Source organism: Paenibacillus sp. FW126-R14, from assembly GCF_058789495.1.
In genome coordinates, this window is the sequence record NZ_JBYTBS010000001.1 from 159576 (window position 1) to 175238 (window position 15663).

Below are 15663 nucleotides of genomic sequence, written 5' to 3' on the forward strand. Positions count from 1 at the left end.
GGCGGCAGATGATATGTATGTTTTTTGGAAGTTCATCCTCTATTTTAGTGAGTTTTGTATGCTTTACACCATTGCCATCAATCTCTTCTATAATGGTCAGATGATCGTTTCCGTCGTAGATATATTTGGCTATTTAAAGAAGATGAAGTCGTCTGATTACAAAAGGTATGTGGACTCTAAGAACATGATTCCGATTTCCATTATTGTTCCTGCGTATAACGAAGAAGCGACCATCGTGGATAATATAAAATCTTTGCTTGCTTTAAATTACTATGAATATGAAATTATTATCGTCAATGACGGCTCTAAAGATGCAACGCTGGATAAGATTATCGCAGAGTTCGATTTGAAAAAAGTGAATCAGCCGGTCAAGAAAAGCTTACAGACCAATGAAATCGTAGGTATTTACCGGAATGCGAATTGCGAGCGGTTAATCCTCGTTGATAAAGAAAATGGGGGGAAAGCCGACGCACTGAATGCGGGGATTAATATATCGACGTATCCGACTTTCGCGTGTATTGATGCGGACTCCATTTTAGAAAATGATGCACTGATCAAGCTGACGATGCTGTTTGTTGAACATCCTGAAACCATTGCAGTGGGCGGCATTGTAAGAATTGCCAACGGTTCGACGATTCAGAACGGGAATTTAGTCAAGATGAATCTTCCCAAAAGTAAAGTTGCCGCTTTTCAAATTGTGGAATATTTACGCGCATTTCTGACGGGACGCACCAGTCTGAGCAAAATGAACTCCGTTCTTATTATTTCGGGAGCTTTCGGAGCCTTTAATAAGAAGATCGTTATTGAATGCGGCGGGTATAAAGTCAACACGATTGGCGAAGATATGGATATCATCATGCGGCTGCACAAGAAAATGAGAGACGAAAAACGAAAATATAAAATTAAATTTTTGGCCGATCCGATATGTTGGACACAGGCCCCGGAATCGCTTAAGGATCTAAGAGTCCAGCGGAGAAGATGGCAAATTGGCTTATTCGATAACCTGCTTAGTTATAAGTCGATGATGCTGAAGCCGAAATATGGAACCATCGGCATGGTGACACTGCCTTACTATTGGTTTTTTGAATTGTTCGGTCCTATTATTGAGTTTCTTGGTTATATTTTCATACCGCTAGCGTACTTATTTGGGTTATTGGAATTTAACAGTTTTCTTATCTATTTTATCATTGCGTTCTTATTGGGCAGCACGTTATCCATGGGGAGCATTTTATTGGAGCAAATATCGTTCCGCAAATATACAACGTTTCTGGATACGATGAAATTAGTCGCTTTTGCCCTCCTTGAGAATTTAGGCTATCGGCAGCTGACGATTCTTTATCGCATTGAAGGTATTTTCAAGTTCAGAAAAGGCCGGCATGCTTGGGGGACAATCAAAAGAAAACAATTCGCCTCAAGTGAGAAAGAGACCCCGATGTGATGAATGGAAAAATACAGCGTCTCATGGTTGTTGAGGGGCTGTATTTTTTGTTTATTTCGCGGTGAGCTTTTCTTGACTTGGTTTAATAGCGAATAAGGCAAGTAGTCCAGCTATAACACAAGTACCGGATATGCTATAGAACATGATTTGCGGTGAAAATTTGACTAGAATTGACGCTAGCGGGGGACCGACAGCAACACCGATGAACCTCATAGAGCTATAAATGGAAGTTATGGTGCCGCGCTCCGCTTTATCAATCCCTTCCGTTAGTAAAGCATCCAGGCAGGGAAGAGCCGCTCCAACTCCTATACCAGCCAAACTAATTAAAGCAATCAACCCGTATAGGGATTGAACCAGGCCACAAACAACAAGAGAAGCCGTGATGAGCACAGTTCCTGCAAAAGTGATCCACTTCATTAATTTTTTGTTTTTGCCAATTTTTCTACCCGTTACGAAGGACGCGAGACACAGCGCTGCAGATGGTATGGCAATCACACATCCTTTCCATATGCCATCAATATGATATTTGTCCTCGAGCGTATCTGATAAATAAAACAGGGTTCCAAAAATAACAACCATACAAATGCAACCAATCGCAAAAATAGCGGCCAACCAGCGGCCATTGTTACCGAATGTCTGTCTAAGGCTTTGAAGAAAATGCCGAAACGTCACTTTTTGGCCATTCTCCTCTTTCTTCTTGGGAGCCTTAACCAGAAAGGCAACTAATACTGTTGATACTACACACAAAACAGGAATGGTAAGAAAGGGGAGAAACCACACCACGAAAGCCAGTACCGATCCCAAAATGGGACTCAAAACTTTACCAAGCGTGTTGGCTGTTTCTACAATTCCCAAGCTTTTACTAACTTCACTCTCATTTTTGTAAATATCACCGACAAGCGGCAGCACAATGGGGAAAGCACCGGCCGCTCCTGCTCCTTGTAACGCCCGACCCAGCATAATGACTACATAGGAATGATCCAGCCACCATGCCCCTAAACCGGAAATCAAACCACCCATTCCCGTAATTAGTAAACTGGGGACAATAACGATCTTCCTGCCAAAGCGATCCGACAAATATCCGGCAATCGGGATAAGTAGGATAGCAACTGCAGAGTAAACGGTAATTAATAAGCTCACTTGAAGCGAAGTTATGTTTAATTCGTTACGAATCGAAGGTAGCACGGGAATAAGCATGGAATTTCCCAACGTCATGATTAATGGAATGGACGCAATTGAAATCAGGCTCCATTTCGTAGTCATCAAAATCCTGTACCTTGCCATAAGGAACGCACGTTATCACCTCTTGCATTAATTTGCGCAATCGCTACTTAATTAATCCTATGGGATTTAATTCATTTGAGGAAATGAAATGAAAGAGAGATTTAATCATAAATTGTATAAATAAACATACCGTTGAAGTAGGAATGGGGAGATGTGTTTGTTATGATCCAACAGGCATTGTTCAAACATCGATTCTGGCTTCAAGTGCTGGGAGACCACGCCAGGTTTATTTTTAATGCCTTAACGCTGAAAGAAGTTCATCCAATTGCAGCGGCCAATCAATTTATTAACCAGTTCGATCAGCTCCTGGATATGGCAAGGCAGCCTGATGCACCTGCAAGGATCCATATCTTGAATCAGCAGGCTTATGAACTAACCGTGAATTTACGGGTGTTCAAGCTAAGCTTGTTAGATCGGATGTTAGTGGGGCAAATTGGACTAGGTCTTCCGCCAACCTTTATGAATCATATGCTCAATGAGCTTGAAGAATATATAAACATTCTTATTGCCCTATTAGAGGGAAAACCCGTGCCCGTCTATGCCCCCCTTCACCATGACTTACTCTGGCTGTCAGATGCCGGAGGACACGCGGCTTCCATTGCCATGGGGCTGGATGCGGTTGAAAAACGGTTAATCAAAAAGAGTAAACAGTTTGAGCAGCATTTTAATGCATTTTATATAAAAGCGATTGAATTATCCGGCTATACACGCACAATGAGATCAAATTTCCCCGCTCTGTCCAGATTTCATAGTGATGTGAATATAGAGATGTCCATATTTATGGCTTTCTTGCTGGAGCTTGAAACCATGGATTTAAGTGCAGAATTGCTTAGCCGATTAAATCCGCTTGTACCCGATCATATGTACCGGGAAGAATGTTATTATTTATTAAAGCTCTCACAAAGCGGAGCTGCTGTTACTTTGCCGGAATGCGATCCGACAAAAGCAAGAGTTGCAGAGAAGTAGATAAAGGCAACGTTGTGGTTGTGGGATCAGCAGGGCACTATTTGAGCTAAATGGGTAGTTTGTTGGCTGCAAACGGAACTACAGGGTCTTGATTCGCCATAAAAGCTCTCGTTTTTCAAAAATCCGTAAAATAAGGGAACGTAGTTCCCGCTAACTTGCAGAAGTCTCAACTTTTCAAAAAATAAGGGACCATAGTTCCCACTCGCGCTTAGGGTAATTTACAACCGCGCCTTCGCCTCGCTCTTGAATTTGTTCTGTGGGTTGCGTGGATCTCCTTTGGCTAACATAGCTATATTGCACTTTGTGCAATCATTTCAGCCTATTTTCGCTTTTCCGGCAGCTATATTGTACTTTGTGCAATCATTTACCCTCAAAAGCTAGTTTTCAGCGCAAATCTAGCTAAATCATTGTACTTTGTACAACGAGAGTGAGCTTTTGCCGCTTTATGCCCACTCTATATTGCACAAAGTGCAGCATAGAGGGCAAGCTGTGGCGCACGCGCTTCTTCCTGCTTACAACCGCGCCTTCATCCCACACTTGAACTTGTTCCGTGCTTCCATGGATCCCCTCGGCAAACATAGCTATATTGCAGTTGTTCCGTGCTTCCATGGATACTCTCGGCTAACGTAGCTATATTGCAGTTTGTGCAATCATTTCAGCCTATTTTCGCTTTTCCGGCAGCTATGCTGCACTTTGTGCAGGTCTGTTAATCTACCAATAAATGGGTTAATAGAAAAGTTAAATTACTCGTCAGATAGATCAACCATTCTGCCGACAAATCAATGAGATCAGGACATTTAGGATTCATTCTAAGTAAATGACAAACGCCAAAAAGGCCGCAAATCTCTTAGCGGTCTGTTTGTGTTTGCCGGGTATTTGCCGCGCACGAACCCCTGACGAAGACAGTTGAATTGTCCTACGGACACAGTTGAATTACCACTCCCGCATGTCTGCGCGCTTGTAATATGCTTGAACTACTAATTTAAGTTTAAGGAGTAGATGTCATATGCGCAAAAGGAATTCTCTCTTCAATTCCTATGTTTTTATTTTTCCAAGTCTGTTTTTAACGTTAGCGCTAGGCATATACCCGCTTGTTTGGGCGTTTCGCTATATGTTCTACGATTACCAAGGGTACGGCAAAGAGAAATTTATCGGCATCGATAATTTTACGAGATTGCTGCACGATACGGAGTATTGGCACTCTGTGTACAACACACTTATTTATGCAGGCGGCAAGCTGATTATCGTTCTGCCGCTTTCCCTCATCCTGGCGGTTATTTTGAATCGCGGCATTCGAGGTAAAGTGTTATTGCGCGCCGTGTATTTCATGCCGACCATTATAAGCACATCCGTCATGGCGATCGTCTTTTTCACCATTTTCAACTCGTATAACGGGCTGCTGAATCAATTCTTGCTCAAGTATGGCATTATCTCCAAATCGATCGATTGGCTGGGGCCGGATTATGCGATGATCACCGTTATTATTATGGCGATTTGGGGCGCGATTGGTAACTATATGCTCCTGTTCATTGCCGGATTGCAAGGTATTCCGGATGATTTATACGAAAGCGCATCAATCGATGGAGCCAATGTGATTCAAAAGTTTTGGTACATTACGATTCCGATGCTCGGACCTGTCCTGCAGATGATCGTGATGCTTGCCATTATCAACTCCCTGAAAGGGTATGAAAGCATTATGGTCATGACCGAGGGAGGACCTTTCGGCAAAACCGACGTCATGTACCTTTATGTGTACAAGCTGTTTTTCCCGGTCTCGGCAGTTTCTCCGACGGTACAGCAGATCGGTTACGGCAGCGCTGCCGGTTTCGTAACAGCACTTATTGTCGGGTTGATTACCATGGTTTATTTCGCGATGTCCAAACGTTTGAATCAGGATTAACAAGGGAGGGTATACAATGAGTACTAGCATGAAATCAGGCGGTTTCCCGGGCACCCGCGTAATCGGGCATAGTATTAAATGGATATTTTTGATCGCAATCGCCTTTTTTACGATTTTCCCCATTATTATGGCGATGTTGGGCTCTGTCAAAACGAATGCAGAGCTGACAACCGGAGCTACGCTATTACCGTCAGTCTGGAAGTTTTCCAACTATGCAACGGCTTGGAAGCAGGCTAATTTTGCACAGTTTACGTGGAACAGCCTCTTTATAAGCATCGTCGTAACGATCGGAACGCTGCTCGTTGCAACGATGTCAGCTTATGCGGTGGACAGAACGAGGTTCCCGGGCAAGCGATTGTATGTGGGTCTGCAAGCCAGTACGATGTTTATTTCCATTGGCGCCGTTGTTTTGATGCCCCAGTTTAATCTCATGGTCAAACTTGGGTTAAACAAATCGCTTTGGGGCGTTATCATCATCCTGATCAGTTCGCACGCCGTGATTTATTTTATGCTGATCGGCTTTTTTAAAGCCATTCCGAAGGATCTGGACGAGGCTGCGTACATTGACGGCTGCAATTTTTTTACGGTCTACTGGCGAATTATACTCCCGCTATTGCGTCCTGCACTTGGCGTCACGGCTTTGTTCACGTTCCGCGGCGCTTGGAATGAATATATTTTGCCGCTGGTCTTCACAATGACGAACCCGAAACTGCAAACCTTGACGGTCGGACTGGCGAATTTGCGTTACGGAATCGGTGCTGCTGCTGAGGCGCATCTTATGATGGCCGGAGCGTGTCTGTCTTTCCTGCCCATTCTGGTCGTATATGTTTTGGCCAATAAGTCGTTCATTCAGGTAACGGCAGGGAGTGTAAAAGGATAACTATTCCCAAACATATAAAAGAGTTATTTTCCCCTACATGGAAAGTTGATTTGTCCTTCACGGTTCAAGTTGAGATCGAGTTATCATGAAAACAGTTACATGATGCATGTATCCGATTACAGGAAGAGAAAACAGGAGGGTTTAACGACATGAGTAAAAAGATAGTAATGAGCGCACTGCTCGGCGTTACAATGGCAGCTTCACTTGCAGCATGCGGAGGTCAATCCGATCAGCCTGCGAACAAAAGTGCTAGTCCGACTGCAGCAAGCGGACAGAAGACGAAACTTGCCTACTGGACGATCGACCGTCATGACGCCGATTATATGAAGGAAGTCATCAAAAAGTTCAATGAGGCGAACAAGGACAACATTGAGGTTGAAATGACGGTCATGGCGGATAACTTTAACCAATCCATTGACATCGCTTTCGCCAGCAAGCAAGCGCCCGATATTTTTCGAACCAACGATTTCCCCGGTTTTGTGAAGAAGGGGTATCTATTGCCGCTGAATGACATGATGACAGATGAGATGAAGAAGCGGTATAATAATTTACTTGTTGAAGATAGCAATATGATCGATGGTAAAATTTATTCGCTTCCAAACACAGGTCAATATTGGAGATTGATTTATAATGTTGATTTATTCAAAAAAGCCGGAATTACAGAGCCGCCAAAAACGATACAGGAATTGGTTGAGGACGCCAAGAAAATTACCGAAGCGGGCAAAGATATCGGCGCTTACGGCTTTGCGGAAAACTTCAAAAACCCGAGCTCTGCCTTTTCACGGATTGCCAATCCGATTGGCTCATTCAGCGGAACGTCCGTATTAGATGGCTATAATTACAAAACGGGTCAGTACGATTTTGCGGCGTACAAGCCAATTGTCGAGGCGCTTCGGCAAATGAAGCAGGACGGCAGCATGCTGCCTGGCGTTGAATCGCTCGATATCGATCCACTCCGCGCCCAATTCGCGGCTGGCAAAATCGGCATGTATTTTAACCACTCAGGCGAACCGTCCGTGTACCAAAGCCAATTCCCGACAAAAATTAATTGGAGCGCGGCATTGCCTCCGACCATTGACGGGAAACAACAAGGAACGGTAGCCGTTGCCAATACGGGAAATTATATTGGAATCAGCAAAGACACTCCGAACAAGGATAAGGCGTGGAAATTCTTGGAGTACATCTATAACCTGGACTTCCAGAAAGAATATCACGAAAAAGGCCTGGGAATCTCGATTGTGCCGGATGTCAACGCAACTGCGAAAAAGCCGGCTATGCCAGGCATTGAAGGCTTCTTGCCTACGAAGTTCGATGCGCTATATGCAACTACGCCGACTGGAGTAGCAGAAACAAAGGTTGAAGGAACGAAAACCGGAAACGTCATTATTAAATACATGCTCGAAGGCGGAGATCTGGATAAAATCTTAAATGATTTGACAACCCGCTATAATACCGCACTCGAGAAAGCGCGTGCCGCGGGAGAAACCAAGTTGAAGGCGGATCCGAATTTTGATCCGAACAAAATGCAGGGCAGCCTCGTGAAATAGGCGCAAAGCGTAATGGATACAATAGGTAAGGGGCGCGCGGCCTAAAGCAGCGCGTCTCTTCCTGTATTATTGTACGGAGAAGGGGGAGTCAGCTTGAATAAATGGTTTTATCGGCTTTCGCTCCGCCGGCGGTTATGGATATCCGTTTTGCTGTTGACCGTGATCTCCATTTCAATAACGGGAATGATGTCTTATTGGATTGCCTTTCGTTCAACGGAAAGCGAGGCGTTTATTTCCAGTCAGAACACGTTGAATAAAACGGCCCGCGTGTTCGACGAGAAACTGAGACACATTATTGTTACGACCTCTTCCATGATGCTCAGCGACCCGTTCAAGAATGCCATGGAGGATGTTCTTTCGAACAATTCGGCTTCATATTATACACGTTTATCTTCTTTGCAAACGCCTCTAGGGCAGATGAAGCTCATCGAGCCTTCGATTCAATCCGTTTTGATCTACACGCCGGTTGGCGAGCTGTACGCTACGAACGATCTTCGTAATGGGCAAATTCGTTTCAAGGATACGCTTTTCTCACGCTATCTGAGCACAAATGACCGCGTCGTGTGGGTGGGAGACCACGAAGATCCTCTTTTTTTAGGGAAAACGAGGGTGATTTCGCTCGTGATGAAGCCGGTCACGGAGGCCGATGTGCGGGATGTTTATGTGGTGGTGAATGTAAACAAAGAGGCGATTAGCAGAGTTGTCACGGATGACCTGCTCGATCAGTCTAAAAATTATTATCTCATAACAAGAAACGGCGATACCGTACTTCCGTTAAGCAGTCAGAAAGCGCTATTTCAAAAGGATCCTCATTTTTTAAGCCAGCTGCAGAACCAAGACCGCGGATTTTTCAAATATGACATCGCCGGCAGCAACTTTCTCGTCAATTATTCGCGGCTAACATTGGCGGACGATTGGTTGATGGTCAGTGTGCAAAAACAGTCGGATTTGCTCCATCAAGTTAATCGGATTAAAACGATTACTCTCGTGATCATGCTGTGCTGCGCCGTGCTCGCTTTCGTGCTGTCCAATGTCATTTCGAGCTTTTTGCTGAAACCGCTGCACAAACTTCAAGGGTTAATGAAGAAGGTGGAACAAAATAATCTCGATGTTCGTTTCACCAGCAAATATGAGGATGAGGTGACGCAGGTCGGGCTGAAATTCAACCGGATGCTGGAGGAGATTTCTTCACTCATTGAGGATGTCAAAGAAGCCGAATACGAGAAACGCAAGATGGAGGTCAAAGCTCTTCAGGCGCAAATCGATCCGCATTTTCTGTATAACACGTTGAATACGATCATTTGGAAGTCGGAAACGTCGCAAAACCGGGATGTCACGGAGATGATCACGTCGCTGTCCCTATTGTTCCAGTTTGGGCTTAATGGCGGGCACGAGATGACCACTTTAGCCAGGGAGATTGACCATGTAAGGCAATATTTGATTCTTCAGCAAAAATGCTACGAGGATCTGTTTGATTATACGATTGAGCTGGAGGATGAGTCGCTGCTGGAAGTTCCGGTTTTGAAAATTGTTTTGCAGCCTCTGGTGGAAAACTCCATTCTGCATGGTTTTCAAGGTATGGAGGGGAATGGGAAAATTCGCATCGTTATTACAAGATCCGAAGATAGTCTTCATCTGCAAGTGGAGGATAACGGCGAAGGCATGGATGCCGGGGCCGTGGACGCGGATATGCGGAGAGATCAAGCGTTTTCCAAAAGCTACGCGCTTCGCAATGTGTATGGACGATTGCGATTATACTACGGAAATAAGGCAGATATCCGTTTAAATAGCGTACCTTATGTCTCCACCACGGTGAAACTAACGATACCATTGCAAGGTGAGTGATAACGTCGTGACGACTGAACTAAGAATGTGTGTAATTGATGATATCAAAACCGTGGTGCAGGGCATTGCGAACCAAATCAATTGGGAGACGTACGGTATTCGGATTGCAGGCACTGCGAGCAACGGCGAGCAAGGCCTTGATCTTGTCAAAGAAACGGAGCCCCACATTGTGCTGACGGATATCCGAATGCCGAAAAAAGATGGGCTGGAAATGACCAGACAGGTTCTGGACAAGTTTCCGCGAACCAAAATTGTTTTCCTAAGCGGCTATACCGATTTCGATTATGCACAGGAAGCTCTTCGTTTGGGAGCGTTCGATTATATTGTAAAACCGTATACCCCGCAAAAAATTATCGACGTAGTTCTGAAGGCGAAACAGGCGGTCGAGGAGGAACTGTTAGAAACACAACGTTATCGCGACATGGAAAGAAAGCTGCGGGAAAGCATGCCGTATTTAAGGCAGGAATATTTTCAACTGCTGCTTCAGTTCCGAACGACGCCTGAACAAGCGAAAAAACGTTGGGATTTCTTGCAAATAGCACTTGAGCGAGAGCGTTTTATTGTCATGTTGACGGAAATCGATCAATTTACGGAACAAACAGAGACGCTTCCCGTACAAGAGGTAGAATTGATCCGGTTCACCGTGCATAACATTTTGGAGGAAAGCTTGGGGGAACATACCCAAGGGTTTGTATTCCGCGATCACACGAACCGGTTTGTAGCGATTTTCAATCCGCCAAGCTCCCTAAGCGCGGAAGCTCTCGCGGAAAAATGCCGTGAGAACGTCAATACATTTTCCAAATATACAATCTCGATAGGGCTTGGGGAAGAGGTGCAGGAGATCCATCAAATATCCTACTCTTACTCTCAATCGTTCGCAGCGCTCTCCTATAATTTCTATACAGGAGGCAATACCGTATACAGTTACCGCAATATGAGCCACGTTCATCCGACATTGCCCAGATACTCTCCGGAGAAGGAAAAAGAACTTTTTTATTGCCTAAGATCCGGCAACTTACAGAAAGCAAGCAGCATTGTGGACGAGCTGTTCGAGGAAACCATTTCATCCATGCCTCCGGCTCCCGAAGTGGTCAAAGGGATGTGTGACGAGCTGGCCTTTCTCATCAACCGCGTTTTCTCTGAAAAATTAACCCGTGAAGAGATGGAAGGGATTGAGCGCCAACAATATCACATCAAAAATCTTTCATCCTATAAGCTGAAAGAGCTTCAAGACAACATCAAGGAAATGTGCCGGCTCGGTTGCGCGTTCATTCAGAAACGTCATGTCGAAGATGTGAACCAAGTTGTCGAACAAGTCATTGCGCATATTCGCCAAAATTTGTCATCCAACATGACAGTCAATGATTATGCCAAATTGGTTTATTTGAGTGGCAGTTATTTTGCCAATCTGTTCAAGAAGGTAACGGGGATGACCGTGACCCAATTTGTAGCCACAGAGCGGATGGAGCATACGAAGGCCATGCTGCTTGAAGGCAGGCAAGTTCAAGAGATCGCCCAGGCGCTCGGATACGAAGACAGAAGGCATTTCAGCGAACTGTTTAAAAAACATACAGGCATGACGCCGTCCGAATTTAAACAGCTGTATACAAAGTGAAAGAGGTGCATCCCGGTTTATGCTATACGCGAACCTCAGGAATGAATAGATAAGAAAGAAGGTCAGTCGATGTTTTCGATTGACCTTCTTTTATGCCCTTGCAGGCGGACAGAGAGGCCCTTATTCGATGGAAAAGGGCCTCTTCGAGCATGTAACGGACACAAGTGCTGTTACTTGCCCGCTTGGGGATTAATTTCGCCCCAAAATTGGCAAATAAGGACTCGGGTGTCCGTTAGCAGAGAGACACGACGCTTTACGCGAAGATAACGGCCGCTGTGTCCGAAGCAGGATGAAGAATAGCAAGCCTGCCGCCGTCCACCTGAATGTGGCATAGCCCGTTCCCATCCGGGTTATGGGATGTTTGGCCTTGGAGGTTCCAAAGTGGTGCTGCGGCTTGGAATGAGAACGTTTGTCTTTGGTTCGTCCCGTTCACCAGCAGAAAGAACAAAGCTTGCTCATCTCGCAGCACCCTGTACATTCGAAGTTCAGGGATGTTGGAATCAACAGGCACAGATAATACGGTAAGACTGGATGAGTCACCGGATTTCGGATAGAGCAGGGTCAGGTAATCGCTGCCGCATTCGCTAACGCACTCGCTGTCGTAGTCGCTGCCGTATTTGCTGTCGCACTCGCTGTCGTAGTCGCTACCGCATTCGCTGCTGATCCGGAAATGTTCTTGTACGGCTAACGGGTAAGCGCCGGATACTGCCCCATGGTCTGCCGAAACAGAAATGCTGGCCGGTTCCAGGAAGGTAACTTCCAGTTTCATGTCATTTAAGCAGTGTGCCGTGATCCGGTTCTTCTCTATATCGGAGGAGGAGCTCATAGTATGCAGATTCCAGACGCTGTTCTTCCGGCTCCGGATATGATCCCAAACCACATAAACGTCAACGCCTGCCTTCACGTAGGCAAAGTGGCGATGGTAGGCTTCGGCATTGACATCCGGAATTGCGCTCCGGACGTAATCCAGCTGATCCGAGAAGTAAACTTCCTCGCAAATGCTCTTTAACGGGCCATTCTGAAAAATTCCAGACTCGTCTATAAATTGCACCACGTTATGCGCATGCCCGTTCAAGTACCAGTGACGGTCTCCGTTGTAATACCCTCCCGTCCCGGGGTCTAGGGTAAGCGGGGTGGAATCCGCCCATATGGAGAAATGGCCTTCGTCGTGATGGGCATGATAGGTTAGCGGCGAAGACTCGAATATGGCATAGTTTTCACGGCCCCATAAACCGGAATGCTGGCGGAAAATAATATAGCCAATCCCCGGATAGTGAACGGAAGTTAGAAGGGGGGCTTCCTGCGGCAGCTCCGGCTGCGGGTAGAGAAGCGCCAGCAGGGCGCAGGGGTAAGCGCCGGTATCCCGGACCACGCCGCCCCCGTGTTTCCAGACCCACATCATCTCCCGACTAAGCTGTGAATCCGATTTGGCATAGAACGGCGCAGCGTAGGAGAACATCCGGAACCACTGGTCGTCCACCGTTGAATCACCAACAGCAGGAGACAGCAAGGCAGGCTCCGAGTCCGATCCGCCCTGAACGTAATCCTTCGGAGTCACCGTGTCGATTAAGAAACGATACATCCTCTTGACCTTATCCCGGGACCAATAGTCGATCCCTTTCAATCGCTGCAGCAGCGCGAAGAACAGAAAGTACCGGTGCAGCACGGCTCCATGGTAACGGATATTTTCCGGCCACGCGCCATCCTGATCGACGACATGCTCCAGCTGCCAATCCACGACATCGCAGGCATGCGCCAGGTAGTCTTCCGCACGTTCCTCCTCCGGAAAAATCAGCGCATAAATGCCGAGGCCGGTGGCACGGTCCGCGTTCCAGTTGCTGCGTTTGCCTCCTTTTTCATCCGGAAACTGTTCAAGGTCAAACCGGTAATACCCGGTATCCATCATTAATTCGGCCATGTAGCGCAAAAGTGACAGGATGGCTTCGTTCTCCTTCGGAAGGATGACCCCGGAGTCCGCAATCTGGTCATAGATGACCGATAGAACCGCCATGCCCCGTCCGATATGGACCGCTCCGTAAATATCATCCACATGCCAGCCGGTCGCCTTGAAAATATCCATGCCTTGGCACATATCCGGCAGCATGTACAGGAGCTTCCGCTTGGCTCGCTCCGCGTACACCGCATCCCCCGTCACCATGTAGACGTTGGCATCAGCTCCGGCTGTTTCCAGCAGGGCGGCCCAATTGGTCGGCGTTTTACGGTTAAAGGAGGGCGAAGTATATACCGCATCCATAGGCTGCCCGGCAGCATCGAGGAAGCTGATTTCGGCATATACGCCATCCGATAAAAGCTCATCCAAACGAAGGGTCGTCTGAAGGCTGTAATGCTCTTCGGCACATACCGGAATCGGAGCTGTAAAGGCCAAGAGCACCTGGTCGTCATACGAGGAATTCCTGACGTGCAAGATCTGCCCGAACTTGGGGACTTCGGATATCTCGAGAGAGGCTGAGTCTGAACTAGGCAGCGACGTAGCAGTCCACCCGGTTAACCCACGATCAAAGCTCCCGTTTTCTAGCGGGACAGGCACGCCTCTTTCCGAATGGGTCAGCTGCAGCCGGTTGATCCAAACCTCACCTTTTCCTCGGATGCGAAGGGCGAATTTCATAGATCCGGCATTCTCCGGCGTTCGGAACACAAAGGGATCCGTTCGGAAAGCGCCTGTCAGATGCATAGGCAAAGACAATTCCTCATCGGCGTAAGTATCGGACAACATCAATTGGCGGTTATATTCTTCCCGCAGTTCAGGCTGCATCATAATCCGGCTGCGAATGCTCTCCAACTGCCCCGCATCATAGCAGGCGAAAGGACGTTTGGCCGTCTCTATTTTAGAGTGGCTGCTCATGCTCATGTACCTCCCGATAATGTTTGATATATTCCACTACTACCAATATAGCATCAGCGCAGATTGAGAGAGAGGGACAATCCGCGCAAGAAGGTGGGGGAAATCAACTGAAAAAGCTGCATATTTCGGTATATTGCAAGTTTCCAAAGCAGAGTATAGAATGGAGAGCATTAAGAAAGCGTGTACACTTAGGGTACTGGATGGCATGTAAGAAAGGAGTGCGTAAATTGAAACCGACCATCTATGACATCGCGAAAGCTGCAGGGGTATCGACGGCTACTGTTTCCAAAGTTTTGAACAATTCGGGGAGAATCAGTGAGAAGACAAAGGTAAAAATTCGAGAAATTATGAAAGATCTTCGCTATCAGCCTAATGTGCTAGCCTCCGCGATGAAGGGAAAGGGAACATTCCAGATTGCATTATTGATTCCTGATGTGGAAAATCCGGTCTACGCACAATATTTGAAGCATATTGAGAATCGCGGCCAAGAGCAAGGCTTTAGTGTTGTGATGTGCTGCACGGACGACAACCCGGACAAAGAAGCGAGACATATTTCTCTGATGAGAAATAAGCAGGTTGACGGGTTTATTCTCGCATCCCAATTTAAAAATGAAGAGCTGCTTAAAGAATTGTTGGCAGATAATGTGCCGATCGTTCTTTTTGCTCATGAGAAACAGGATATTTTAGTGGATAGTGTTACGGTTGACGACTACTTTGGCGGGGTTATCGCAACGGAGCATTTGATATCACTCGGCCACAAGCGGATTGGGATCGTTGCCGAGGATACTGTCAGCAGCCAAGAACGCATTAGGGGTTATAAATTTGCCTTGCAAAAAGCAGGACTCCCCTACGACGAGAAGTTTATTCAAATAGGCGGAACTAAAATGGAGGATGCTGAACGTGCAGCAGGGGAGCTGTTTAGTTCGGCGAACCGGCCAACCGCTATATTTGGCACCAATGATTTGATGGCGTTCGGTGTAATGCGGGCTGCGAGAAAGCATCAGATTGCTGTTCCGCAGGAGTTGTCCATTATTGGTTTTGATAACACGCCAATGTGCTCGATTGTGTCACCCGAACTTACTTCTGTGGCGATGCCTGTCAGCGACCTTGGAAAAAAAGCGATGGATGTAATTATTCATAAAATTGAAGGAAATGACGACATCAAGCAGCGAGTTCTCTTACTTCCTCACTTAGTGGTTCGCGATTCTACGTCGGCGATTTAAAACTTCAAGCAATTCCTCCCCCAAAAAAGATAACGGTTGCAAAAAGATTCTTCTGTAAGATACAATAATTTCAATAGGGTAATCGATTACCCTAATTTTAAG

Annotated in this window: 10 protein-coding genes; 8 read left to right on the forward strand and 2 right to left on the reverse strand. The window is 46.3% G+C overall.

Annotated features, from left to right (window positions below):
* The first annotated feature begins 13 nt into the window (after positions 1 to 13).
* Positions 14 to 1438, forward strand: a complete 1425-nt coding sequence (locus AC3WRW_RS00660) for a glycosyltransferase family 2 protein (protein ID WP_492543993.1) — start codon at positions 14 to 16, stop codon at positions 1436 to 1438.
* 51 nt (positions 1439 to 1489) lie between these two features.
* Here the strand turns inward: AC3WRW_RS00660 and bcbE are convergent, their stop codons facing one another.
* Positions 1490 to 2722 carry a bacillibactin exporter BcbE gene (gene bcbE, locus AC3WRW_RS00665; RefSeq protein ID WP_492543994.1) on the reverse strand — a complete coding sequence of 411 codons (1233 nt, stop codon included), beginning with the start codon at positions 2720 to 2722 and terminating at the stop codon, positions 1490 to 1492.
* 162 nt (positions 2723 to 2884) lie between these two features.
* On the opposite strand from bcbE, the gene AC3WRW_RS00670 reads away from it, so the two are divergent.
* From AC3WRW_RS00670 to AC3WRW_RS00695, 6 genes are all read left to right on the forward strand, one after another.
* The gene (locus tag AC3WRW_RS00670) at positions 2885 to 3688 is read left to right on the forward strand and encodes a DUF2935 domain-containing protein (RefSeq protein ID WP_492543996.1); all 804 of its coding nucleotides are present in this window, start codon (positions 2885 to 2887) and stop codon (positions 3686 to 3688) included.
* A gap of 1006 nt (positions 3689 to 4694) precedes the next feature.
* Positions 4695 to 5588 (forward strand): carbohydrate ABC transporter permease, encoded by an 894-nt coding sequence (locus AC3WRW_RS00675; protein ID WP_492543998.1) that lies wholly within the window; start codon positions 4695 to 4697, stop codon positions 5586 to 5588.
* Between the two features lie 16 nt (positions 5589 to 5604).
* Positions 5605 to 6468, forward strand: coding sequence for a carbohydrate ABC transporter permease (locus tag AC3WRW_RS00680; protein WP_492544000.1), 864 nt, complete (start codon positions 5605 to 5607; stop codon positions 6466 to 6468).
* 149 nt (positions 6469 to 6617) lie between these two features.
* Positions 6618 to 8015: an ABC transporter substrate-binding protein gene (locus AC3WRW_RS00685; RefSeq protein WP_492544002.1), complete on the forward strand. Its 1398-nt coding sequence runs from the start codon at positions 6618 to 6620 to the stop codon at positions 8013 to 8015.
* A 93-nt stretch (positions 8016 to 8108) separates the two neighbouring features.
* Positions 8109 to 9860 (forward strand): sensor histidine kinase, encoded by a 1752-nt coding sequence (locus AC3WRW_RS00690; RefSeq protein WP_492544004.1) that lies wholly within the window; start codon positions 8109 to 8111, stop codon positions 9858 to 9860.
* Positions 9853 to 11475 carry a response regulator gene (locus tag AC3WRW_RS00695; protein WP_492544006.1) on the forward strand — a complete coding sequence of 541 codons (1623 nt, stop codon included), beginning with the start codon at positions 9853 to 9855 and terminating at the stop codon, positions 11473 to 11475. The genes AC3WRW_RS00690 and AC3WRW_RS00695 overlap by 8 nt, the downstream gene beginning before the upstream one ends.
* Positions 11476 to 11728: 253 nt before the next feature.
* On the opposite strand, the gene AC3WRW_RS00700 is transcribed toward AC3WRW_RS00695, so the two are convergent.
* Positions 11729 to 14338, reverse strand: coding sequence for a heparinase II/III domain-containing protein (locus tag AC3WRW_RS00700; RefSeq protein WP_492544008.1), 2610 nt, complete (start codon positions 14336 to 14338; stop codon positions 11729 to 11731).
* 227 nt (positions 14339 to 14565) lie between these two features.
* On the opposite strand from AC3WRW_RS00700, the gene AC3WRW_RS00705 reads away from it, so the two are divergent.
* Positions 14566 to 15561 (forward strand): LacI family DNA-binding transcriptional regulator, encoded by a 996-nt coding sequence (locus AC3WRW_RS00705; protein WP_492544010.1) that lies wholly within the window; start codon positions 14566 to 14568, stop codon positions 15559 to 15561.
* Positions 15562 to 15663: the final 102 nt, after the last annotated feature.

Bases quoted from the DNA above. Each gene is read 5' to 3' on its own strand.
- AC3WRW_RS00685 (WP_492544002.1), top strand. From the start codon at position 6,618: ATGAGTAAAAAGATAGTAATGAGCGCACTGCTCGGCGTTACAATGGCA.
- AC3WRW_RS00675 (WP_492543998.1), top strand. From the start codon at position 4,695: ATGCGCAAAAGGAATTCTCTCTTCAATTCCTATGTTTTTATTTTTCCA.
- AC3WRW_RS00670 (WP_492543996.1), top strand. From the start codon at position 2,885: ATGATCCAACAGGCATTGTTCAAACATCGATTCTGGCTTCAAGTGCTG.
- AC3WRW_RS00680 (WP_492544000.1), top strand. From the start codon at position 5,605: ATGAGTACTAGCATGAAATCAGGCGGTTTCCCGGGCACCCGCGTAATC.
- bcbE (WP_492543994.1), bottom strand. From the start codon at position 2,722: ATGGCAAGGTACAGGATTTTGATGACTACGAAATGGAGCCTGATTTCA.
- AC3WRW_RS00660 (WP_492543993.1), top strand. From the start codon at position 14: ATGTATGTTTTTTGGAAGTTCATCCTCTATTTTAGTGAGTTTTGTATG.
- AC3WRW_RS00700 (WP_492544008.1), bottom strand. From the start codon at position 14,338: ATGAGCAGCCACTCTAAAATAGAGACGGCCAAACGTCCTTTCGCCTGC.